The organism is Flagellimonas alvinocaridis, assembly GCF_004916895.1.
GTDB classification, from domain to species: domain Bacteria; phylum Bacteroidota; class Bacteroidia; order Flavobacteriales; family Flavobacteriaceae; genus Flagellimonas; species Flagellimonas alvinocaridis.
In genome coordinates, this window is sequence record NZ_SNTZ01000007.1 from 91,804 (window position 1) to 114,667 (window position 22,864).

Sequence of the window (22,864 nt, forward strand, 5' to 3'; positions counted from 1 at the left end):
TTTGAAACTCTTTCAGTCACCAAAAATTGTTCCATATTGGATAAATCTTTGTTAAAATCTCTGTCGCAAAAGCTGAACGGAGAATTGTTGATGGATAACCTTAGCAGGGCATTGTACGCCACAGATGCTTCGGTATACCGTAAATTGCCCACCGCTGTGGCATACCCTGAAAATATAGATGATATTAAAACCTTGGTCCGTTTTGCAACAGACAACAATATAGGTTTAATTCCCAGGACCGCAGGAACCTCGTTGGCTGGCCAATGTGTGGGCGAGGGCATTGTTGTTGATGTATCACGAAATTTCACACAGATTCTACATCTGGACAAGGAGAAAAAGCAGGTACGTGTGCAGCCGGGCGTGGTTCGGGATGAGCTCAACCTATTTTTAAAACCATTTGGTTTGTTTTTTGGGCCCAACACCTCCACTTCCAACCGGTGTATGATTGGAGGAATGGTCGGCAACAACTCCTCAGGAACAACTTCCATCCAGTATGGGGTGACTAGGGACAAGGTAGTGGCCTTGAACTGTATTTTATCCGACGGTAGCGAAGCTTCATTCGCTGGAGTCTCAAAAGAGATATTTCATAAGAAGAAACAGGAGGCCTCATTGGAGGGAACCATTTATACCAACTTGGAGAAAGAGCTTTCCAACAAGCAGAATCAGGATAATATTGAAGCGGAGTTTCCCAAAGCCAGTATTCACCGTAGAAATACGGGATATGCAGTGGACGAATTGTTGAAAAACAACTTGTTCGGTGAGTTTAAGGAAGACTTTAATTTGTGCAAGTTATTGTCCGGGAGTGAAGGTACTCTGGCCTTTACCACTGAGATTACCTTGCAAGTGGATGATTTACCTCCACCAATGTCTGCCATGGTCGCCACACATTATAAAACTTTGGAGGATTGTTTAGGTGATGTGGCTCCTGTGATGCAGCATAATCTGCATACCTGCGAGATGATGGATAAGGTTATTTTGGATTGTACCAAGAATAACAGGGCGCAGCTGGCCAATCGGTTTTTTGTGGATGGAGACCCAGCTGGTATTCTTATGTTGGAGGTAAGGGCCCATACCGAGGAAGAATTGAAGAAACAGTTAAAGGATTTATTGGATACGCTAGAAAAATCAGGGTTAAGCTATGCCAATCCTGTTTTGATGGGTGACGATATCAACAAGGCCATTGAGCTTCGAAAAGCGGGCTTGGGACTTTTAGGGAATATGGTTGGGGATCGCAAAGCTGTGGCATGTATTGAAGATACAGCGGTTGCTTTGGAGGATTTGAAAGATTTTATCGGGGAGTTCACCCAAATCATGAAGGATTACAACCAAGATGCCGTGTATTATGCCCATGCCGGAGCTGGAGAACTGCATTTAAGACCCATTCTCAACCTGAAGAAGTCAGAGGATGTGGTATTGTTCCGTTCCATCACCACCGATGTGGCCAAACTCACCAAAAAATATAAAGGAAGTTTCAGCGGGGAGCATGGAGACGGCATTGTCCGTGCCGAGTTTATCCCCATGATGATCGGGGAGGAGAATTATGAATTGCTGAAACGGGTAAAATCATTGTTCGACCCCAATAATATTTTTAACCCCGGGAAAATTGTGGATGCCTACCCCATGGATGAATCCTTGAGGTACGAAGTGGACCGAGAAGAACCCGAAGTGACTACGCTGATGGACTTTTCGGATAGTGAGGGTATCCTCAAGGCGGCCGAAAAATGTAATGGCAGTGGGGATTGCCGTAAAAGTCATCATATGTCTGGAGGCATGTGCCCCAGTTTTCACGCCACCAAAAATGAAAAAGATACCACAAGAGGTAGGGCCAATGCATTACGTGAATTTTTGACCAATACCGAGAAAGCCAATAAGTTTGATCAAAAAGAACTTAAGGAGGTTTTTGATCTTTGCTTGAGTTGTAAGGCTTGTGCCAGTGAATGCCCCAGTAATGTGGACGTGGCTACTTTAAAGGCTGAATTTTTGTATCAGTATCAAGAAAGTAATGGCTACCCCTTGCGGAGCAAGTTGTTTGCGTACAACACCAAATTGAATGCCTTGGGGAGCCAACTTTCCGGGTTGACCAATGCTATGTATGATTCCAAGCTTATCGGAGGATTTTTGAAGAAAACTTCCGGAGTGGCCCAAGAGCGTAGCCTGCCCAAAGTATATCGATTTAGTTTTGAGAAGCATTTGAAGCAATTCAACTTAAAAAACACAGACCTTTCCAAGAAGAAAGTGGTGCTGTATTTGGATGAATTCACCAAGTATCTGGACATCGAAGTTGGAAGGGATGCCATAGAGCTGTTGTGCAAGTTGGGGTATGATGTGGAGTTGTTTTATGCTGAAAGTGGTAGGACGTATTTGTCCAAGGGGTTTTTAAAGCAAGCCAAGAGGTTGGTAGCAAAAAATATGGAGGGACTGAAGGGGATTTTGGACCGGGACATCCCTATTGTGGGATTGGAGCCTTCAGCAATTCTCTCGTTCCGTGATGAGTACCAACGACTTTATGAGGACAAGCCGCTGTTGCAAAAACTGGCATCAAAATCATTTTTGATAGAGGAGTTCTTGGCTTCGGAAATTGCTGCAGGTCATATTACTTCCGATAGTTTCACGCAGGAAGAAAGAACGGTTAAAATCCATAATCACTGCCATCAAAAGGCATTGAGCAACCAGAAGGTGACCTTTGATGTGCTTAATCTGCCCAAAAACTACAAAGTAACCATAATTGCATCAGGATGTTGTGGAATGGCGGGCTCCTTTGGGTACGAGAAAGAGCATTATGATACCAGTATGAAGGTAGGAGATTTGAAGCTGTTCCCCGCAGTACGGAAAAGTGATGCAGACACATTGATTTCGGCCAATGGAACCAGTTGTAGGCATCAAATCAAGGATGGAACGGAACGGGATGCCCAGCATCCGGTATCAATCTTGAGACAGGCTTTGGTCGTTTAAGGATTTTTCGCTTTCCAGTTTTTGGTTTTCGTACTCTTCGGTAACGTTTTCAATTTCCACCTCTTTGTCGGTTATGGAGGCAATGAGTTCATTCATGTCCATTTCCTTGAGGTCCTCATCAGCAAAGAAAGGAGATAATCGGTCATGGTTGTAATGGTAGACCTTCCAACGTTTAAAGGAATATTCCAAAGCGGTCAGGTTTTCCACCCAATCTCCGGAATTAAGGTATACGCAGCTTCCTTTTTTGTTTTCGTAGCGTTCCTTTTTAGGTTGATGGATGTGTCCGCAGATGACGTAATCGTAATCATTTTCTATGGCGAGGTCGGCTGCAGTGCGCTCAAAATCATTGATATACTTTACGGCCTGTTTTACGCTATTTTTTATCTTTTTGGAAAGGGAATATTTTTCACGGCCCATTCTTACCAAGCCCCAGTTGATAAAACTGTTGATGAGGATAAGGAGGTCGTATCCGTACCCACCCAGTTTGGCCAGCCATTTGGCATTTTGGATGGAGACATCAAAAACATCCCCATGAAAAATCCAGGCTTTCTTACCATCCAAGTTCAGCACCAATTTGTTGGAAATTTTAAAGTTACCCATTGAAGTATCACTGAACTTACGGAGCATTTCATCATGATTTCCAGTGATATAGTAAACCTCAGTGCCTTTTGAGGCCATTCCTATTATTTTACGGAGAACCTTTAAATGGGCAGCCGGAAAATACCGTTTTTTAAACTGCCAGATATCAATGATATCCCCGTTTAAAATGAGCTTTTTAGGTTGAATGCTATTGAGGTAGGCAATGAGTTCATGGGCATGGCAACCATAAGTGCCCAAATGTACATCGGATATGACGGCGAGTTCTATCTTCCTTTTTTTCAATCGAATAGGGTTTAATTACAAATTAAGGATGTAGGAATAAACTTAAAATCAAATTCAAATCAATATTTCATGAGCATATCGTTAAATAATCATCAACCAGAAAAGCAATTTGTTACAATAACATTAAGTGGCTGGGTTGTTTTTGAATTCGATTTTTAACATCTACCTTTGAAATTCTTAAATTTTATACCGGATGGCTGGGAATTCTTTTGGACAACTTTTTAGACTGACCACTTTTGGGGAATCACATGGTGTTGCCTTGGGCGGGGTCATTGATGGTTGCCCTGCAGGTGTTGAATTGGACTTGCAAATGATTCAGGAGGAGTTGGACAGGAGAAAACCAGGACAGTCGGCTATAGTAACCCAACGCAAAGAGCCAGATACGGTGGAGTTTTTTTCCGGTGTTTTTGAAGGAAAGACCACAGGAACACCTATTGGTTTTGCTATTCGGAATACCAATCAAAAATCCAAGGATTATTCTCATATCAAGGATTCATACCGCCCGTCCCATGCCGATTATGTCTACGACCAGAAATATGGCTTTCGTGACTATCGCGGAGGAGGTCGGAGCTCGGCCAGGGAAACAGCAAGTAGGGTTGTGGCAGGAGCCATCGCCAAGCAATTGTTGAAAGACATCAAAATAACAGCCTATGTTTCCCAAGTAGGAGCGCTTAAGTTGGATAAAAATTACAATCAACTCGATTTTTCCGTAATTGAATCCAATCCAGTGCGCTGTGCGGATATGGAAATGGCCAGCCAGATGGAGGAATACATCAAATCCATAAAAAAAGAAGGCGATACCATTGGTGGAGTGGTTACCTGTGTTATCCAAAATGTACCTATCGGTCTTGGAGAGCCTGTTTTTGATAAACTCCATGCCAAATTGGGAGAAGCTATGTTGTCCATCAACGCAGTGAAAGGTTTTGAATATGGTAGTGGGTTTGATGGTGTGAAGATGAAGGGCAGTGAACACAACGACGCTTATAATACGGACGGCACCACAAAAACCAATCGTAGCGGCGGCATCCAAGGTGGTATCAGCAATGGAATGGATATCTATTTCAGTGTAGCCTTTAAGCCTGTTGCCACGGTACTTCAGGCTTATGACACCATAAATAAAGAAGGGGAAAAAGTGACTACCCAGGGTAAAGGTAGGCACGACCCTTGTGTTGTTCCAAGAGCTGTTCCCATTGTGGAAGCTATGGCTGCTCTAGTCCTGGCAGATTATACGCTATTGGCCCGATCCAACAAAATCTAACCAGCTTTACGGCGTTTCCCATCAAAAATAGTATATTACTTTCCTAAAAAGTAAATATGCGTAAACTTGAACTGCACTGGCAAATCCTTATCGGTATGCTCTTGGGGATATTGTTTGGATTTGGAATGACCCTCGTGGATTGGGGAAATGATTTTGTTTCTGACTGGATCCAGCCTCTGGGAACCGTTTTTGTGAAACTGCTTAAATTGATTGCCATTCCACTCATCATCGCTTCATTGGTGAAGGGGATTTCAGACCTAAAAGATATTTCCAAGTTTAAGAATATAGGTTTACGTACCATAGGCATCTACATCATCACAACTGTAGTGGCCATTAGCATTGGTTTGATATTGGTGAATACAGTACGCCCTGGAAAAGGGATTTCCCAAGAAACGGTAACCAAGCTTACCGAAACCTATGCGAATGATGCAGGGGTCACCTCCAAGTTGGAAGAAGCTTCGCGACAAAAGGACAGCGGTCCGTTGCAGTTTTTGGTAGACATGGTCCCGGATAATGCTCTGTCGGCCATGAGTGACAATAGCTTGATGCTACAGGTCATCTTTTTCACCATTTTCTTGGGGATTTCCATGTTATTGATAGGGGAAAAAAAGGCAAAACCCTTAAAGGATTTCTTCGATTCGCTTAATGATGTGGTCCTGAAGATGGTGGATTTGATTATGCTTACTGCACCTTATGCTGTTTTTTCACTATTGGCGGCGGTTGTGGTCTCCTCGAGTGACCCTGATTTGTTATTGGCCCTATTGAAATATGCCGGTGTGGTGGTTTTGGGGCTTGCTCTTATGATAGTTTTTTACGCTGTCGTGGTATCTACTTTTACCAAGAAAAACCCTTTTTGGTTTTTAAAGGAAATAAGTCCGGCCCAACTTTTGGCTTTCTCTACCAGTTCCAGTGCCGCAACCCTGCCTGTAACTATGGAAAGAGTGGAAGAACACATTGGTGTGGATAAAGAAGTGTCCAGCTTTGTGTTGCCGGTAGGGGCTACCATCAATATGGATGGGACAAGTCTTTACCAAGGAGTCGCCGCTGTTTTCATTTCACAAGCTCTTGGCTTTGAACTCACTTTTGCCGATCAATTGACCATAGTGTTAACGGCTCTATTGGCTTCCATCGGTTCTGCCGCCGTACCTGGTGCGGGGATGGTAATGTTGGTGATTGTACTGGAATCAATCGGTTTCCCCGCAGATAAATTGGCCATAGGTCTAGCCTTGATATTTGCGGTGGATAGACCTTTGGATATGTGCAGAACTGTGGTGAACGTGACAGGTGATGCCACTGTTTCCATGGTGGTAGCCAAATCTGTTGATAAGCTCGGAGACCCACACGTTGAAGAATGGGACGACAATTACGATGAAGTAAAATAACAAAAACGTACTGTGATGAACATCTGTTTTTTAATGTATCCGTGGGATCAAATCAATCCGGAAAACGATACCAGTTTGGCCTTGATCCATGAATGTGTAAGACGAAAGCACGGCGTGGCTTTGTGTACGCCGGCCAATTTAACCATTAGGAACAGTGTTACCAGCGCTTTTTGTACTGTGATCAATAGGCAGGAAAAGATTTCCAGTAGTCCGAAAACCTTCTACAAGCAGGCCAGTACGCGCGAAGAAATGCTTCCTTTGGCAGGATTTGATGTAATATTTATGCGAGCTAATCCACCCTTGGATCCCCTGATGCTTAATTTTTTGGATTCCGTAAAGGATGATGTGTTCATTGTTAATTCACTGCAAGGGTTGCGAGAGGCCAATAATAAATTGTACACGGCCGCTTTTGGGGATAGTCATAGCAATATCATCCCAGCGACCCATGTGTCCAAAAACAAGAAATATCTAATCCAACAGATTAAAGCCTCAACTGCGGACAAGATGATTTTAAAGCCCTTGAACGGTTATGGGGGTTCTGGAGTAATCCTTATTGAAAAATCAGCTATGTCCAACATTAACTCGTTGTTGGATTTTTATGTAACCAACTCAGATGGAACTTCTAACTACGTCATACTTCAAGAATACATTGAAGGTGCGGACCAAGGGGATATCCGTATTTTACTGCTTAATGGAGAGCCCATTGGGGCCATGCGGAGGATTCCGGGCTCAGATGATCATCGTTCCAATGTATCGGCCGGTGGTTCTGTGGCCAAGCACACCCTTACTAAACAGGAAAAGGCTTTGTGTAAGCAGATCGGTCCCAAATTGGTGAATGATGGACTCTACTTTGTGGGCATTGATGTAATCGGCGGTAAATTGGTGGAGGTGAATGTCATGTCCCCTGGAGGCATTACCTACATCAATAAAGCCTATAAAACCAAGGTGCAGACCAAGGTCATTGATTTTATCGAAAGTAAGGTTGTGGACAAGCTGACCGCTTTTGACCGTAGGTCCCGTTTACGTAACGAAGTTGAAAATGCTTAGGTGCAGCATTGATGACATTATTCTTCGCATCAACAACGAAGAATGTTTTGAGGCCGTTTCTGAAGACTATTCCTTTACCCTAAAGATTGATGGGTATGTCCCTTACATCTGTGGGGCTGTTCATGATGGGCACCAATTCAGAAAATCGCTGTGGGACAATTGTATGCATACTGATTATGAACGATGGTATGAGGAAGACCCCTGCACCAAGCAAATGGTGCAATCCCATCCCATTGTAATTGCTGGGTGCGATAGTAGGTTCGAGTACGACCTGAACCGACCGGAAGAAACTGCAATCTATACCGATGCTTGGGGCAAACAATTGTGGAAAAGCCCTATATCGGAAATCGAACGGGAGATAAGCCTTCAAAAACATCGCAATTTCTACAAAGTAGTGCATGCTCTGATCAACAAGCTGGAGTCCAAGTTCCCCAAGGTATTGGTGTTTGATATGCACAGTTATAATTGGAAGCGATGGGAGCGGGAAGTACCGGTTTGGAATTTGGGTATTTCCAATATTGACAATGAGCGATTTGGGGGATTGGCAGAACTGTGGAGAGAAAGATTACAGACGATTGAGCTTCCTCATGGAACACCGTCCACTTCAAAAATCAATGATACCTTCCAAGGGAATGGCCATTTTCTAAAATTTATAACCCATGAATTTAATAATACCTTAGTTTTGGCGACTGAAATCTCGAAAATCTATTGTGATGAGCATACCGGGATAATTTTTCCCGAAGTAGTTTGGGCCGTAGAACGACAATTAAAGATTTTGATTCCTGAAATGGTAACTGCTTTTGAAAAGGCGAACGTATGATAGGAGAAAAGGAAACACAGCAATTGGCTAGGGAATATGGCGACCTATTTGAAATTGATGCCAATCTGGATCGTTTGGTAGGCCGTATTGAGCTGTTGAGCTATATTAACCCATTGAACATTGAAAAGGAAAAAAACCGCTTCTTCGCTTCAAAATATACCATTGAGCCCGAGTTTAAGTATCCCAAACTCAAGTTCGACCCCTATAAATTGCATAGGCTGTTCTTCTCCCAGCGTTTAGAGCGAATCTCGGATGACAGAATCCGCAAATTGTACCAAGAGGTCATTTATTACTATTCCAACATGGTACAGTGCATAGAAACCATTGGTAAAGGCAAGAATTTTTATTACAACTCGCTTCGGGTTTATGGTACCCCAACCGAAAAAGATGTGCAAAATGCACGTTTCATTCTCCATTTTGGGGATGAACCCATGGTCTCGGATATGGAAAAAGTGTTTTCTGCTGAACAGGCCCGTTCCTATTTTGAAGATTTTGTAAAGCAGTACGATTTTCCGTTGAATATTAAGTTCTCCACCAATATTGCTGCGGAGGCTATGGTGAGCAACAGTTCCCAGTCACTACTTATTAAAAAGAACACTAAGTTTAGCAAGAATCAGCTATTGACTTTGGCCAACCATGAAATTGGGGTGCACTTGGTCACTACCTACAATGGTTTGAAACAACCTTTGAAGATTTTTTCCAACGGTCTGCCCAAAAATGTGGAGACTCAGGAAGGATTGGCGGTTTTTAGCGAATATATGGGAGGAGCATTGACCTTGAAACGATTAAAAGAATTGGCATACAGGGTGTTGGCCGCTGACAGTTTAATTAAGGGTTATTCTTTTGCGGACACTTTCAACTTGATTCATGGGCAATACAAGCTCAACCGGGATGATGCTTTTAGTATTACCCTCCGGGCACATAGGGGAGGGGGCTTTACCAAAGACCGATTGTACCTCAGCGGGCTTCGGAAAATATACAAGCGCTATCAAAAAGAAGAGGGTATGGATGTGCTGCTCACTGGAAAAGTGTCATTGGATTATGAAGAGACCATTCAATATCTGAAAAGTTTGGGCCTATCGCAGCCCATTGCCCACAAGAGTTATTCCTTTGACCAAAAATTGAACACCAACAAAACCTTGGATTTTATCCTGAACAATCTTAAATAGGTTGATGTAGAAAGCGATATCTAGAAGTGTTATCCCAAAAACTTTGCCTTTAGCTCAGGTGTGGGAATCATGCACGATTCTTCCTTTCCGAACCATTTGTAACGATTACGGGCCACAAAGTCATAAATAGCATCTCTAATGGACTTGGGAATCCAAGTAAATATGGCCAGAAGAGCATAACCTCCACCAAAACTGCGACCAATTTCCAGTGCGGCATCTGATTTGGTATAGTACGCCTTGCCTGGCTCAATTAGGATAATGGAATCCACCACTTTGGTGTCAATGGAGCGCTCCTTCAATAATTTTTCACCTATCTCGCTTTGCAGGGCTGCATAGCGGAAAGCATCTTTCTTATCACGTTTAATCACAAACTGAACTGCGCCATTGCAAAGGTTGCAGACACCATCAAATAGGATTATTTTTTTGTTTTCTTCCACGGTACAAAGATACAAAGGTTTGGGATTTTTTAATCGTCGTTTTTATCCTCATGTCGAAATGACGTTGCGGGCCTTATGGTCATTTCGAACTGACCAAAGGGAATGTGAGAAATCTATTTTTTAGCTTTCCGACACGAATGGCACCAATGTTCACGAATTACAATGTGCTTGTCATGTCTAGCACAGTTGGGACATCATTGGGATTTCTCGTCGTCCCGACAATCATTGGGACTCTGTCGAAAAGACGTTGCGGGCCTTATGGTCATTTCGAACTCCTGTCCCGAGCTTGCGAGGGAGCTAAGGGAATGTGAGAAATCTATTTTTTTTTGGATTTCCGACACGAGTTGCACCAATGTTCACGAATTGTAATGTACCTGTCATGTCGAGCGCAGTCGAGACATCAGTGGGATTTCTCGTCGCCCCAATAGTCATCGGGATTCTGTCGAAATGACGTTCAGGGCCTCGTGGTCATTTCGAACCCCTGTCCCGAGCTTGCGAGGGAGCTAGGGGAATGTGAGAAATCTATGTTTTGGCTTTCCGACTCGAATGGCACAAATTTTCACGGATTGCAATGGCCCTGTCATGTCGAGCGCAGTCCAGACATCATTGAGATTTCTCGTCGCCCCGATAGTCCTCAGGACTCTGTCGAAATGACTGGCAGGAGTGAGGGAAACCTATTCCTCCCAATTTTTAAGTCGGTCTATGTATAAGTAGTCTTCCACAAACTGCCTGTGTTCGGGACTGGTCATTTTTTCAACCAAATTCAAGGCAGAAATATAACTGGTCAAGTTTCCGTTGGAGGAACTGAACTTTCCATCCTCCACAAAAGTGACGACACTATCATCCTGGACCTTTAAATTGGGATAAGTCTCCTGTAATTCCTTTCCACCACCAATATAGGTCACGATTTTATGTCCGTCTGCAATTCCGGATTCCCCGATGAGTTGTGCCCCGGCACAATTACTCACTATGTATTGGGTCTCCTCGTTTTTCCTTTGGATGAATTCTATCATTTTCTGGTTACGGACCTGGGCATACATATCGTAACCACTTGGAACAAATAGAGCCGTAAGTTTAGGGCAGTTCTCAAAAGTATAGTCAGGGACAAAATGCATACCTTCCTCGGTAGTGATGGGTTTTTTGGTTTCCGCTATGGTAATCACATTGAAAAGTTGCTCCATATTTTGGTTGGGTTTTCCAAAAACATCCGATGTGGCTATGACCTCTCCCTGCAACACGCCATTGAACATGAGAAGTCCTATGGTGGGCAATTCCGGTTTGAAGGGTTTTAAGTGTTTGGTGAGTGTATCCGAGGGAACCTCCACGTAATCGGTTTGTTCAATCTCAGGGCTGGATTTTGATTTTTCAGTATTGCAGCTCAAAAGAATGGCAGCAAAGAATAGGGATGCAAGTAGTCCTAGATGTTTCATGCTTATGTATTATTTCTTTCTGTGGGTTTAATGATCATTCTAAAATATTGGTCCTTGTAGATGTAATATCCAAGCCAGTTGTACAGCGTTCGCACTTTATTTTTAAAGTTCACGAGCCCCATGATGTGTACAAAGATCCATATAAGCCATGCACTAAAGCCTTTTAGGGACTGTTTCTGTCCCGGGAAATCCAACACGGCCTTGTTCCGGCCAATGATGGCCAGGGAACCTTTGTCGGTATAGCGGAACGGTTTCCAATCTTGGCTTTGCCGTTTTAAATTATCAGCTAAATTTTTTGCTTGTTGTAGCGCTGGTTGTGCCAATTGTGGATGTCCGTCTGGATAGTTTTTATCCCCAACGACCAAAGCGCAGTCTCCCAGAGCATAAATATTCTTGCAAAGATGCACTTGGTTGAATTTATTCGTTATCAGCCTTCTACCGGCGCCAAAGCTGTCTTTTGGAAATCCCTCAAAGGTTTTGGCGGACACGCCCGCAGCCCAAATCAGGTTTTTGGATGGAATTTCGGCGCCATTGGACAATAGAACTGTTTCCCCATCAAAATCCTTAACGAGAGTGTTCATGGTGAGTGTAACGCCCAATTCTGACAGTTTTTTGGCGGTATAGGTTTGGGCACTTTTAGACATGGCTGCCAAGACGGAATCTTGACCATCTATGAGATGAATCTGTCCAATATCGTTTGCCTGTAGTTCTGGATAATCCTTGATGATGATGGTGGTCTTCATTTCGGCCAATATGCCGGAAAGTTCAACTCCCGTAGGTCCTGCACCTGCAATGACAAAGGTGAGGTACTTTTTTCGCTCTTCCCCGTCATCGATTCGGGTAGCACGGTCCAATCGGGTCAGGATGACATTTCTAAGGGACAGGGCATCACTGATGGTTTTCATGGGCAGGCTATACTTTTCAATGTTCCTGTTTCCAAAAAAGTTGCTTTCCGTACCCGTTGCCATCACCAGAATGTCGTATTCCAGTTCTCCGTTGCTCAACAGTATTTTGTTTTCTTCGGGTACAACCTTCTCAAGGGAACCAAGTCTAAAACGTACATTCTTCAATTTCCTCAAGATCTTTCGAAACGGATAGCTTATGGCCGAAGGTTCCATAAAGCCGGTTGATACTTGGTAGATCAAGGGTGGAAAAAAATTGTAATTGTTACTGTCCACTAGAGTGATATGGTAAGCATCTGAATTGCCCAATTGTTTTACAAGTTCCAGACCTGCAAAACCTCCACCTACCACAACAATTTTTTTAGCGTCCGCCATGTTCTGACTTTTCCCGTATTTGCATGACACAAAGGTGGTCAAACGAAATTCAATAAAAATTAAGCTGGTTTAAGAAAATCACTTTTTTTTGATCTCGCTCAAGTATTCTGGGGTCAGGCCAAGAAAACTGGCCAACACATATTGGGGTACACGTTGCACAAATTCCGGGAAACTATTCCGGAAACTGAAGAACATTTCTTCCTTGGACAGACTGTTGATGTACTTGATGCGCATGAGCGCCGCTCCATAGGCCGTTTCCAGAATGGCCCTATAATATTTCTCCATCTTTGGGAACTTTTCCAGCAGCTCTTGGTATTTTGAAAAAGTGATGGATAAAACCGTTGATTTTTCCAAAGTTTCCACATAGAAATTGGAAGGTCTTTGGTTTTGAAAGGCCAGAAAATCGGTCAGCCACCAGGTCTCCATGGCAAACTGGGTGGTTTTGGGGTTGCCCAAATCATCAATGAAGTAGAGTTGCAAACATCCTTTTGCCACAAAAAATAGCGTGTCACAGCGTTTTTCGGCGTGGAGCAATTTTTCTTTTTTGCGATAGGATCTAATATCAAAAAAGCATGCGATTTCCGATAGCTCCTCTTCTGAAAAGTTGACGTAGCTGCTGATGTGTTCCGTTAGGATCTGTTCGCTCATGGATTAGGGCATAACAAGCCGTAAAGATAAGCATCTGTTCGCTGAGTTTTCCAATCTTAGTAAACCTGAACTTTTAATTAATTTTCTCCATTTGGACCCAGAACGGAAATATCTTTTTGTTGTCCACAAAATAGTAGGGCAGTATCTCACATTCCATTTCGGGGAGGTAAACATTCTTCATTTCAAGGATGTCCGTATCAGGACCCTGCACTTCTTTTCTATGGACCACGCTGCCAGCTTCAAACAACAAGTTTCCTCCTGTTACCACAGGTTTGATGAACTTCAATTTTATATGATACATCCCGGCATTGACCTTTACGTTCCACTTTCCATAAACTTCCTCCTGGTTCCAGATACCTCTTTCCCCATCTGCATCGTTTCTGTTCAATATGGTGGGGTTCTCTTTGGTGTTTCCTATTTCAATTCGTGGAGGGTGTATTAGGTTCTCTGAGGAAATCAGTTCGTAGTATAAGTCATCCAAGTCCTTTTTGAAGGTTTCGGCAAGCTCCGTATTTTCTAAAATGATGTTGGATTGTTCATAGGGGTCTTTTTCTATGTTGAACAATTCAAATTCGGTAATATGTGAATCATAGGAAGTATGCCCCACCAACTTATAATCTCCTTTCTGTAGGGCAATATTGTTGTAAAGTTCGGGATAACGACGGGTCCAGTAGAAGAATAAATATCTTTCCGGCCATTTAGGGTTTGAAGAATTGATCAAGGGAACCAGACTACGCCCATCCACTGTTTTGGATTTCGGCAGGTTCACATGGCACAGTTCCGCAATGGTGGGTAATAGGTCTATGTGTGCTGCTGGCGTTTCCACCTCTTTATCAGCTTTAAATGCAGGGTTTTTTATAAAAAAGGGAACCCTGACACCTCCTCTGTAGACACTACCTTTCTTTCCTCGCATGCCCGCTATATATCTGGATTGCTGTGGACCATTATCGGTTATAAAAATGATAATGGTGTTATCAGCGATATTCAGATTTTCCAGGGTATCCAGCAATTTACCCACATTCTCATCGATATTGGTGACCATGCCATACACTTTTCGGGCGTCTTCCTTATCCTTTTCGGACATATGGGGAAAAGGTCTGCCATCGTTGTCGAATCCAGAGGAAGGGTCTATGTCCTTGTACATTTGGTAGTACTTATCAGGTACTTGCAATGGTGTGTGTGGTGCATTGAAGGATAAATAGCAAAAGAATGGCTGCCCTGAGTTTTCTTGAATGAAATCCATGGCTTCTTGGGTAAAGATATCCGAGCAATAACCATTATAAGCTTCCTGTACTCCGTTATGCCAAAGTATGGGATCAAAATAACTGCGGTCTCCCTTAAAATAAGTGGTGATGTCTCCCACTTGTCCCATTCCCCCGGCCAGATGTATCACAGATTCATCAAACCCCTGATCGTTGGGCCTGAACGGATAATTGTCTCCCAAATGCCATTTGCCAAAAATCCCAGTCCGGTAGTTGGCCATCTTGAGCATTTCGGCAATCGTCACCTCGCTTTGCGCCATGGTGGCACCGCCATTGTAGGTGTCCCTGATGCCGGTACGCAAACTGTATCGACCTGTCATGACACTAGATCGTGTTGGCGCACAGACTGGAGACACATAAAAATTATTGAAACGGACGCTTTCTTGGGCAAATTTATCCAAGACAGGTGTTTGTACATGGGGATTACCAGTACTGCCCAAATCGCCATACCCTTGGTCATCCGTTATTATGATGATCACATTGGGTTGTTTTGGAGTTTGGGCAAGGGCCAATTGGGCCATGCAAAAAATAAGGGTTAGAAGGGAAAATGTTGTTCTTTTCAAAGCGTTACTTTTTTAATTGCTCCAATCTGTTGATGGCATTTTGGTTTTTGGGGTTCAATGCCAAAGATTTTTCAAAACTTTCAATGGCCTTCTCTGTATTGCCAATGTACAGATATCCCTCCGCTAAACTGTCATAGAGATTGGCAGAATCGGGAAAAAGGCGTGTAGCCAACAAAAACACCTCTATTCCTTCCGAAGATGTTTTTGGGTTGAAGACCAACTGTAGCCCAAGCGTGTTCAAATTGCCTTCCGGGATGGTAAAAGCAGGATGACTTTTTACTATGGAGTCATACAGTTGGGGTAGGTTTTTATAGTTTTGTATTGAGGCCAAGTCGTTGAAATCCTGAAACGTGTAGGCTCTTTTTTTCGATGGTTTGATGCTTTGGGTTATCAAACCATCGGCAACTCCATTTTCAGAAGGGTTATTTTCAATAAAATGCAGAGCGTTATCATCCTTTTTTAGCACGGCATTCAAAAATTGTAAGGTGTAGACCGAAACCCATTTATAGGATTCCATGATCTCCGAATCGGTTTTGTCCTGCCTTTTGTCCCTATCGGCAAATAGAACTCCCAATGTGCTAAAATAGCTGTGCGTGAGGTCATGGAACTTCAATCGGTAAGCGGTGGCTCGGGATATGCTGTCGTACAACTGGAACTTTATATTAAGCTCAGCATCAATTTTGTCTTCTTTCAAGACGATGTCGGGAATGTCTTTCTGTGCCATATGGAGGTAAGGCACATCTATTTTTTCGGCGTCAAAAAAGTAGGATTGCTCCAGTAGCGCGTATTGATATCTTTCCGTACCATCCAGACTTACAATGGCTTTGATATTATCATTTCTATTTTGCACGATGATATTGGATAGCCCCCCAAAACTAAAACCCATTAAGGCAATTTTATCATAATCTGCCATGGGGAGCTTCCCTGCTTCCTTCAATAGAAATTCTATATCCCTGGCCTGGGTTTCCATCTCTTTGGCATTATTATTACTGAACCAACGGGTCTCAGTGCCGCGACTTAGACTGGAAATTACTACAAAGCCATGACTTGCCAAATATTCACAAAGAGCAAAGTTTTCTATGGAGGATGCCATAAAACTAGGGGCATAGACCACTACCGGAAATTTCCCCTTGATAAAATTTGGTTCGGGAAAGGCAGTTGTCTGTTCTACAAGATGTTTCTGGTTGGAGGAGGTGTTGGGGTAGTAAAACCAATTTAAAATTTGTTCATTAGGCAAATGTTCCCATTCCTCTTCCTCTTTCAGGATTTCAAGGTAATCCTGAACCTGCAATGGTTCCACGCCCTCTGCAATTTGTGCTGCGGGATACCACAGACTTATGGAAATGGGGCGGGCCACTTTCTCATTGGTATAATCCATGGCCCTGCTGTACGTTCTTGTACTATCGGAAGCAGTGTAGTGGCGAAACCCCACCTTGTGTTTTCCGTTTTCATGGTTGATTTTATCGAGGGAGGTTTGGGCAATCACGAAGTTGACTTGGAACAATATCAATGTTTGTAGAATCAATAATCTCATAAGGCATTGATTTGTGTATTTTTTCTTATGCTTTGGAAGCGATTATTTGTATGTAGGCTTTTTATATAGTAAATACAGTTCTATTCTTCGGACAGCGCTTTCAGTTTTTTCAAAGCGTTGGGCCAAGTGGTATCAAAATAATCTAGATAATCCTCGGTCACATCGCTTTCCACGGTTACAGTTGTTACTCCATTGTTCTCATGGAATGAATAATTTTCAAGCCCGCCGGCCCATTTCTCGACCTCGGGACCTTCTGTGATTTCATTTTCACCATCCAAGATTCCATAATGGCGAATGGAAACAAACAGGAAAGGGATATTGTCGGCAATTTCAGATACCATTCCACCCTTTTTTCCATTTTCATCCGTTCCCACAAAATAGATTTTTGTTCCCTTTTCCCAACTACCCTCATAGGAAGAGGTTGGATTGAATTCAGCCGTCCATTGCTCGTATGTCTTAATGTTAACCAAACCGAGCATGTTGTTATATACCAGTTCAGCGGATGCATTGATGTCTATGTGGTATCGTAGTTTTTTCATGTTTCTTGTATGGTTTCACTGAGATATGAGGGGGTTCTTCTTAAATGGTGTCCCACAAAGGTCGGTTGGTTACGGGGATTTAAGGTAGTGATTTTTGGTGAAGGAGTTATGTGGGAAATTTGGGGAGGATTGCAGTCTGCCCCAAGCACTGAGGAAAGTGGGAGGGAACAAGAAATTACTTGTAGCTACTATTGTGCATAGATTTTTATTTGTTGATTTCTATCAGTTCAATGGTCTCCCATTTCTCATTTTCGTCAATAAAACCTTTTATAGTGGCAATATGGCTTGCTCCTAAAAGTATCATAATTCGTTCATCATTTACTTCGATTTGTTTTTCAGCTATCGACCACATATATAAATTTCTCTTGTACCATTCCGACGTCAAGAACGGCCCAATGAAATTTCCTTTTTCTCCCGCAATCAAAGGAATCTCATTATGAAACTTATTGCTCATTTTACGCAGTTCGGGAGTGTTTAAATAATTGGTCAAGTCCAGTAATGTTGCTCCACTCTCAATTTTATCATTAAAATCTGCGGTAAATGTATTAATGACGCTTTCAATTTCGCTTTGTAAGTTTGTCTGTTTGGCATTTGAAATGACGGTCATTAAGCTATCAAAAGGGAATTCTGAGTCTTTATAATCAATTCCTATTACTTTTTTCAAATTATTCTTTTTTGCAACCCTAAAAGCTAATTGAAATATTTCATTCTTTTTATAAAAATCGGAAAGGCTATCATTTTCAAAATAAAGCCCTTTTCTGTAAAGATTATAAAGAGAGTCCAATTCTATTTGCTTGTCATATGGCCATTCAACAAAAATTTTGGTTGGATTGAATGTTTTAATGTCTTCAGCTATGGCTTCCAATTCTTCTTGGGAGGAATCGCTTAAAATGTCAAATGATTTTGTTTTTGCTACATCCGCACCAGGATTATTATAGTGAAAAGTTCCAATTAGTAATGCCTGATATTTTTCGTTATTGTTGATCTTTACTTCTTCCAATGGCTGCTCTTCTATATCATTACAGGCATTGAGAAATAATAATTGAATTATGAATAGTGCTAAAATTTTGCGTTTTTTCATAATCGATTTTTGAATTAGAAATCGAGCCATTTTAAAGTTAATGATTTTGTTTTGAGTTCATTGGCCACGCTGAATTATAGCCCTTGTTGTGTTGGGTTATTATATTCTTTTCTTCAATTCCATGTTTACCACCCAGAACATTTTAGAATCAACAAAACGAACAATAGAATCATTTAAAATACTGACTTTGGTGTCATCAAAATCCAATCGATAATCTTGGGTTATATCGGTCATACTGTTGCAACTGAGCATAATCAACTTACTTTTAATAGTCCATGTGCCTTTTCCCTTTTCGATTCCAGTGGCTTGGGTTTCGCTGTTCATCCCAATTTGTGCCCAATACTGCTCAAACTCGAAGGTTCCGTTTAAATTTAGAGTCAATCTGTAGCGTTGCTTTATTCCGGAACTATTATTATTGGAAACATACTCTCCAACGTATTGGTTAGATTGCGAACATGAAGTCAAACTTATAGCGAGAAAAAATAGTAGAAATCGTATTTTCATTTTTAGAATCGTAACCAACAATTTTACCTTAGCCTAAAAGTAAGTATTTCAGTTTAGTAAATCCGCTACAATGGATTATAGCCATTGCTGAAAAACGCTTTTATTTTTATTCCAAGCTTAATTTCTACAATTCAATATCCAATCCCGTTGAATATTTTGGCTCTATGTATCTGCGTATTGATTGTAACTTCCCTTTAAACTTCTCTTTTGGTGTAGGTGAATTTCAATAAAAATTTGATTTGGGTGTAAAAGATAATATGTTGAAGTAACCATTCTTAATGATTTATGCAATCTGGATTAAATAACTGTAACAGATCTTTGTTTTCATTGTCCTTAAAAACAAAACAATGGTTACACTCCGAAAAATAGGATTACTATCGATTCCCTTAACCTTTGTGCTGGCTGGAGTTGGTATGATTTGGTTGCTTAGGGTAGAGAACGCATCCGGACTTTTTTTTGATAAGCTAATAAGTAATCGAAGTGATTGGCTGGGAGCGCATGTTATTTTATTATTAAGCACAGTGTTCTTGCTTCCTGCAGCGATAAGCATCCGCCTTACTTTACAACATAGAATAGTTGGAAAAATAGCAACAGGTCTAGTTGTTGTAATTGCTTTAACAAGTGTTTTGTTAGCTGGACAATACGCTATTGATTTTGTTATGCCATTGCTTGCAGATGCAGGGGGAGAGGCTATACAAGTACATGGTATGCTTTACAATACTCCTTTAATAGACACCTTGTTTTATAAACTGCCTAACATGGTTTTTTTAGCTTTATTTTTATTGACCTGTTCTTTATTTTGGAAGAAAAACATGCCGAATAAAATCACTATTGTTCTATTGATTAACTGGTTGTTGGTGTTGATAGGGAATTTAATAGACCCTTTATTTCAACGGATAGCTATTGCATTTTTGGCTTTTTCTTTTGTTCCTTTTGTGTATTTTATTTGGAAGCATGATAGGCAGGTTGTCGGATAACCACCCGCTAAACGGTGGTTGCGGGATTTTTAAGAAAATATAGCAATCGTTCAACAATGTCACAAGAGGGTATCGTCCCTGTTGATTTTATGTCACTGTTAGCCAAGCAGGTATCAAAGAACCGTTAGGCGTATTGGGATGGGAAATTTCAGAGTCAAATTAGTTTTGGCTAATGTTGCCGGCAATTTTTTGCAATTGAATATTCGGTGTTATAATGCCTATAGCACACTTTGATAAAGGATTTTATCTATAAGCCAAGAACCGTTCTCTTTTACAAGAAACAAATAATCACATCCCTTACTGTTTTTTGCCCAATACATGTCAATTTTAACTACTGCTATCCTCTCTTGGACATCTAAAATTTCGATATCAATTTTAGACTCGGGCATGATTCCTTCTGTATTGTATGAAGAAACCCATTGTTTGATTTCATCAATTCCAACTGTGGAGAGATCTAACCATTTTTTGGATTCATGATCGTAAATAAATCCGGTTTTGGTTGCATTTTTGGCAAAGTACGTATCTATCAGGTCTGTATTGAGCTCTTTAAAGGCTTTAGGGTACATTTTGGATACTTCGGTAATTTCATTCTGATTCATTTCTTTACATTTTTAATTGATAATGAACCAAAGGTCTGAGGGAAATATGACAACCCTATGTCAACTAGGTTTGGGAACTTTACAAATATTCTTGAATATTGAAATGGCAGTTTCACTTTCAGTAACCTAAGCTCCAGTAAAAGGGCTACAGAATTTAAAGTAGGGACTTTTCGTTTAGGAGTTATGTGGGAAATTTGGGGAGGTTTCTAGATTGACTCAAATACAGTAGAAAGGAGATAGAAGCAATGGATTTAGCCATTGTTGGGCGTGGTTTTTTCTATTTCCATTTTCCCATCTTCAAGTCCTACTATTTTGAACTTCGTTTTCATTCTTGGGCTGGGAATTTCCAATTCAGGATTTTCTTCTTTTAAAGTGTCCCAAAACTCTTTCTGGAATTCCTTGGGGTAATAAACTTCAACAATTCCAGATTTCATGTCATATGTCCAAGACCCTTCGACCCTTTCATAAATAATTGGGCAAAGGGCATCTTGAATTGTTGCTGAGAATTCACATTTATTATAGGCTTTGAAAACAATGCCAAATTGTTTTATGGAATTTCCTGTTTCGGAAATGTCGCAAGGGACATATATCCATTTCTTAATTCCATTTTCTTTTGTAGCAAGTTTCATTTTCCAGCAACCATACAAGTCAAATTCAGAAATTGTATCGTTCTGTCCAAAAATCGAGTTTCCAGCTAACAATAAAAAAATCAGTAAAAAGTAAAAGCTTTTCATATTGAATAATACCTCAAAAATTGCTCCAAATTATGCACAACGGTTTGTGTATGAGTAGTTGCTAGGGACGGCAATTGCCTATAGGCATTGATGCGCGTTTGTACTTTTATTCAGATTTATGTACTTCAAGTTCAATTTCCACCATAAACTCAGGTAATGCCAATCCCTTTACTTCAAGCCAAGAGCCAGTTGGAAATCCGTTTTTATAAATTTCAGCCCGATATGCTGATTTTTCCAGCATTTGTGCCATATCAGTTGTAAAAATATCTTCTTTTACCACATCGTCAAATGTGCAGCCAAAGTGGTTTAATATTTTTTCCAAATCGGCATAACAGTTTTTCATCTGTTGTTCCAGATCGCCAATGGCCGTTGGATTTCCTTCACCGTCCATACTTACAGCCCCGGATATTTTAATGTCATTTCCAATTTTTACGGCGTGGGAATATCCGTAGGCCTTTTCTACTTCAGGTCGCAAAAGGAAATATTCAGGTTTTTTGGGTTCAGCTATGACTTCCTTTTCAATTTCTTTGGCTTCTTCCTGTTGTTTTTGTTCACAACTATGGCACATAAGAGCCAGCATAAAAAGTGTAGTGAGCAATGTTTGTCGGGTGGTTTGTTTTTTCATAATCCAGATGGTTTGGGCCTACTTTGGTCGGTTTTCGGCTATCCCGGTTACCATTGGGTTTCCTTTTTCAGAATAATGCACAACGATTTGCATACCCGTTGGTTACGGGATTTAAGGTAGTGATTTTTAGTTTAGGAGCTGCGTGGGTAGTTTGGGGAAGACTTCATGCTACCCTAAGGAAAGCGAACGGGCAGGTAAGAACGGTGCCATTACGTATAACCACTGTTAATTTTACTCATTGATAGGTCTTATTCCAAAAATTAGCAAATAACCTATCATCCAAAATTCTCCAATGGTTGCGGGTAGAATAAGAAATCTATTAAAGCTAAAATCAATTCCTGCGTAGCGGATAACAGTGCTAATTAGATAGCCAATACCACCTAAAACAATAACTCTTCCTAACCAGACAGGCATTCTTTTAGATTTGATGACTATATATCCCATAGGAAATAGCCAAAGTCCAAAGAAAAGACCACCAATACCCCAAGCATTTGAAATTATATTTTGAAAAACCTGAATTAGTAAAATTTTGTCTCCCATAGTACTTATATCAGAATTGGCAACACCTAAGGCAGAGGCGATTGAAATTGCACTTATCATAATGGCTAAAGCATTCACCATTCCCCATATACCTAGAGTCCAAGCTTCCCATTCATAATTGTCTTTAAATAATTTATAAAACCAAACTGCGGTAAGTGCTTGTGATATTACTATGGCAAACTCTAATAACAACCTAATTCTTGCCGTAGATTTTAGTTCCACTAAATTCGTTAGCGTTTGTTCAGGATTACCAGAGACAAATATTTCAGAATGAAAGACCATAAACCCTAAAATCCCTGAAATAGCCATCATTAAATACCATACGCCTGTTATTCTTGCAGTTTTAATCGATTGCTTCTGTTCTTTATGTAACCCCATAGAATATTTGCTATTAGTGTTCATAATAAATTTGACGATGTAACAGGATTATTGTTACAGTTTTGCTCTAATGGCATACAACGGTCTCCTTTACTTTGAATTTATATATTAAATAAGAGAAAGAGGAGAACTAAAACGGTCTCTAAGTTAAGCCTTACTAGACGTATCAGTCCTCTTTTCTCCTAAAAGTTGCATAGAACCAATTGGAATACCAGGTGTTGTAGCA

At 41.1% G+C, this 22,864-nt stretch carries 21 protein-coding genes; 7 read left to right on the plus strand and 14 right to left on the minus strand.

All coding sequences use genetic code 11. The features are described 5' to 3' along the window. The first annotated feature begins 36 nt into the window (after nt 1-36). The gene (locus EZV76_RS12705; protein WP_136566941.1) at nt 37-2,952 is read left to right on the plus strand and encodes an FAD-binding and (Fe-S)-binding domain-containing protein; all 2,916 of its coding nucleotides are present in this window, start codon (nt 37-39) and stop codon (nt 2,950-2,952) included. On the opposite strand, the gene EZV76_RS12710 is transcribed toward EZV76_RS12705, so the two are convergent. Beyond that, nucleotides 2,923-3,834: a UDP-2,3-diacylglucosamine diphosphatase gene (locus EZV76_RS12710; RefSeq protein WP_136566942.1), complete on the minus strand. Its 912-nt coding sequence runs from the start codon at nt 3,832-3,834 to the stop codon at nt 2,923-2,925. The two genes, EZV76_RS12705 and EZV76_RS12710, sit on opposite strands and share 30 nt — an antisense overlap. 193 nt (nt 3,835-4,027) lie before the next feature. Between EZV76_RS12710 and aroC the strand changes: the two genes are divergently transcribed. The 5 genes from aroC to EZV76_RS12735 are packed head-to-tail and all read left to right on the plus strand — an operon-like array spanning nt 4,028 to nt 9,510. Next, nucleotides 4,028-5,092, plus strand: a complete 1,065-nt coding sequence (gene aroC, locus EZV76_RS12715; protein WP_136566943.1) for a chorismate synthase — start codon at nt 4,028-4,030, stop codon at nt 5,090-5,092. Nucleotides 5,093-5,148: 56 nt separating this feature from the next. After that, complete coding sequence (locus EZV76_RS12720) at nt 5,149-6,474, plus strand: dicarboxylate/amino acid:cation symporter (RefSeq protein WP_136566944.1); 1,326 nt, start codon at nt 5,149-5,151, stop codon at nt 6,472-6,474. A gap of 15 nt (nt 6,475-6,489) precedes the next feature. Then, on the plus strand, nt 6,490-7,521 hold the full coding sequence (gshB, locus tag EZV76_RS12725) for a glutathione synthase (RefSeq protein ID WP_136566945.1): 1,032 nt from the start codon (nt 6,490-6,492) through the stop codon (nt 7,519-7,521). Beyond that, nucleotides 7,514-8,341, plus strand: coding sequence for an N-formylglutamate amidohydrolase (locus tag EZV76_RS12730; protein WP_136566946.1), 828 nt, complete (start codon nt 7,514-7,516; stop codon nt 8,339-8,341). Before gshB ends, EZV76_RS12730 begins: the two co-directional genes overlap by 8 nt. Beyond that, complete coding sequence (locus EZV76_RS12735; RefSeq protein WP_136566947.1) at nt 8,338-9,510, plus strand: peptidase MATCAP family protein; 1,173 nt, start codon at nt 8,338-8,340, stop codon at nt 9,508-9,510. Before EZV76_RS12730 ends, EZV76_RS12735 begins: the two co-directional genes overlap by 4 nt. A gap of 29 nt (nt 9,511-9,539) precedes the next feature. On the opposite strand, the gene EZV76_RS12740 is transcribed toward EZV76_RS12735, so the two are convergent. The 9 genes from EZV76_RS12740 to EZV76_RS12780 form a co-directional block, all read right to left on the minus strand. Then, nucleotides 9,540-9,962: a thiol-disulfide oxidoreductase DCC family protein gene (locus tag EZV76_RS12740; RefSeq protein ID WP_136566948.1), complete on the minus strand. Its 423-nt coding sequence runs from the start codon at nt 9,960-9,962 to the stop codon at nt 9,540-9,542. A 659-nt stretch (nt 9,963-10,621) separates the two neighbouring features. After that, the gene (locus tag EZV76_RS12745) at nt 10,622-11,377 is read right to left on the minus strand and encodes a DJ-1/PfpI family protein (RefSeq protein WP_136566949.1); all 756 of its coding nucleotides are present in this window, start codon (nt 11,375-11,377) and stop codon (nt 10,622-10,624) included. A gap of 2 nt (nt 11,378-11,379) precedes the next feature. Then, nucleotides 11,380-12,654: an NAD(P)/FAD-dependent oxidoreductase gene (locus EZV76_RS12750; RefSeq protein WP_136566950.1), complete on the minus strand. Its 1,275-nt coding sequence runs from the start codon at nt 12,652-12,654 to the stop codon at nt 11,380-11,382. A 78-nt stretch (nt 12,655-12,732) separates the two neighbouring features. Beyond that, the gene (locus EZV76_RS12755) at nt 12,733-13,302 is read right to left on the minus strand and encodes a Crp/Fnr family transcriptional regulator (protein WP_136566951.1); all 570 of its coding nucleotides are present in this window, start codon (nt 13,300-13,302) and stop codon (nt 12,733-12,735) included. Between the two features lie 73 nt (nt 13,303-13,375). Beyond that, on the minus strand, nt 13,376-15,127 hold the full coding sequence (locus tag EZV76_RS12760; protein WP_236640918.1) for an arylsulfatase: 1,752 nt from the start codon (nt 15,125-15,127) through the stop codon (nt 13,376-13,378). 4 nt (nt 15,128-15,131) lie between these two features. Beyond that, nucleotides 15,132-16,661 carry an alpha/beta hydrolase gene (locus EZV76_RS12765; protein WP_136566952.1) on the minus strand — a complete coding sequence of 510 codons (1,530 nt, stop codon included), beginning with the start codon at nt 16,659-16,661 and terminating at the stop codon, nt 15,132-15,134. 80 nt (nt 16,662-16,741) lie between these two features. Further along, the gene (locus tag EZV76_RS12770; RefSeq protein ID WP_136566953.1) at nt 16,742-17,200 is read right to left on the minus strand and encodes an SRPBCC domain-containing protein; all 459 of its coding nucleotides are present in this window, start codon (nt 17,198-17,200) and stop codon (nt 16,742-16,744) included. Nucleotides 17,201-17,405: 205 nt separating this feature from the next. Then, complete coding sequence (locus tag EZV76_RS12775) at nt 17,406-18,281, minus strand: DUF5694 domain-containing protein (protein WP_136566954.1); 876 nt, start codon at nt 18,279-18,281, stop codon at nt 17,406-17,408. 99 nt (nt 18,282-18,380) lie between these two features. Further along, complete coding sequence (locus tag EZV76_RS12780) at nt 18,381-18,785, minus strand: hypothetical protein (RefSeq protein ID WP_136566955.1); 405 nt, start codon at nt 18,783-18,785, stop codon at nt 18,381-18,383. A 347-nt stretch (nt 18,786-19,132) separates the two neighbouring features. Here EZV76_RS12780 and EZV76_RS12785 point away from each other — a divergent pair, with 347 nt between their 5' ends. Further along, entirely contained in the window at nt 19,133-19,762 is a 630-nt protein-coding gene (locus tag EZV76_RS12785) for a hypothetical protein (RefSeq protein ID WP_136566956.1), read from the plus strand. A 218-nt stretch (nt 19,763-19,980) separates the two neighbouring features. Here EZV76_RS12785 and EZV76_RS12790 read toward each other — a convergent pair whose 3' ends face one another. The 4 genes from EZV76_RS12790 to EZV76_RS12805 form a co-directional block, all read right to left on the minus strand. Next, a complete protein-coding gene (locus EZV76_RS12790) occupies nt 19,981-20,361 on the minus strand; it encodes a nuclear transport factor 2 family protein (protein WP_136566957.1) in 381 nt (126 codons plus the stop codon). Between the two features lie 251 nt (nt 20,362-20,612). Beyond that, nucleotides 20,613-21,062 (minus strand): hypothetical protein, encoded by a 450-nt coding sequence (locus EZV76_RS12795; protein ID WP_136566958.1) that lies wholly within the window; start codon nt 21,060-21,062, stop codon nt 20,613-20,615. Nucleotides 21,063-21,201: 139 nt separating this feature from the next. Continuing rightward, a complete protein-coding gene (locus tag EZV76_RS12800; RefSeq protein ID WP_201741860.1) occupies nt 21,202-21,720 on the minus strand; it encodes a RidA family protein in 519 nt (172 codons plus the stop codon). A 231-nt stretch (nt 21,721-21,951) separates the two neighbouring features. Further along, a complete protein-coding gene (locus tag EZV76_RS12805; protein WP_136566963.1) occupies nt 21,952-22,638 on the minus strand; it encodes a DUF4386 domain-containing protein in 687 nt (228 codons plus the stop codon). Nucleotides 22,639-22,864: the final 226 nt, after the last annotated feature.

Coding starts and splice junctions, on each gene's coding strand:
- aroC (WP_136566943.1), top strand. CDS start 4,028: ATGGCTGGGAATTCTTTTGGACAACTTTTTAGACTGACCACTTTTGGG.
- EZV76_RS12720 (WP_136566944.1), top strand. CDS start 5,149: ATGCGTAAACTTGAACTGCACTGGCAAATCCTTATCGGTATGCTCTTG.
- gshB (WP_136566945.1), top strand. CDS start 6,490: ATGAACATCTGTTTTTTAATGTATCCGTGGGATCAAATCAATCCGGAA.
- EZV76_RS12730 (WP_136566946.1), top strand. CDS start 7,514: ATGCTTAGGTGCAGCATTGATGACATTATTCTTCGCATCAACAACGAA.
- EZV76_RS12735 (WP_136566947.1), top strand. CDS start 8,338: ATGATAGGAGAAAAGGAAACACAGCAATTGGCTAGGGAATATGGCGAC.
- EZV76_RS12745 (WP_136566949.1), bottom strand. CDS start 11,377: ATGAAACATCTAGGACTACTTGCATCCCTATTCTTTGCTGCCATTCTT.
- EZV76_RS12750 (WP_136566950.1), bottom strand. CDS start 12,654: ATGGCGGACGCTAAAAAAATTGTTGTGGTAGGTGGAGGTTTTGCAGGT.
- EZV76_RS12755 (WP_136566951.1), bottom strand. CDS start 13,302: ATGAGCGAACAGATCCTAACGGAACACATCAGCAGCTACGTCAACTTT.
- EZV76_RS12765 (WP_136566952.1), bottom strand. CDS start 16,661: ATGAGATTATTGATTCTACAAACATTGATATTGTTCCAAGTCAACTTC.
- EZV76_RS12770 (WP_136566953.1), bottom strand. CDS start 17,200: ATGAAAAAACTACGATACCACATAGACATCAATGCATCCGCTGAACTG.
- EZV76_RS12775 (WP_136566954.1), bottom strand. CDS start 18,281: ATGAAAAAACGCAAAATTTTAGCACTATTCATAATTCAATTATTATTT.
- EZV76_RS12780 (WP_136566955.1), bottom strand. CDS start 18,785: ATGAAAATACGATTTCTACTATTTTTTCTCGCTATAAGTTTGACTTCA.
- EZV76_RS12785 (WP_136566956.1), top strand. CDS start 19,133: ATGGTTACACTCCGAAAAATAGGATTACTATCGATTCCCTTAACCTTT.
- EZV76_RS12790 (WP_136566957.1), bottom strand. CDS start 20,361: ATGAATCAGAATGAAATTACCGAAGTATCCAAAATGTACCCTAAAGCC.
- EZV76_RS12800 (WP_201741860.1), bottom strand. CDS start 21,720: ATGAAAAAACAAACCACCCGACAAACATTGCTCACTACACTTTTTATG.
- EZV76_RS12805 (WP_136566963.1), bottom strand. CDS start 22,638: ATGGGGTTACATAAAGAACAGAAGCAATCGATTAAAACTGCAAGAATA.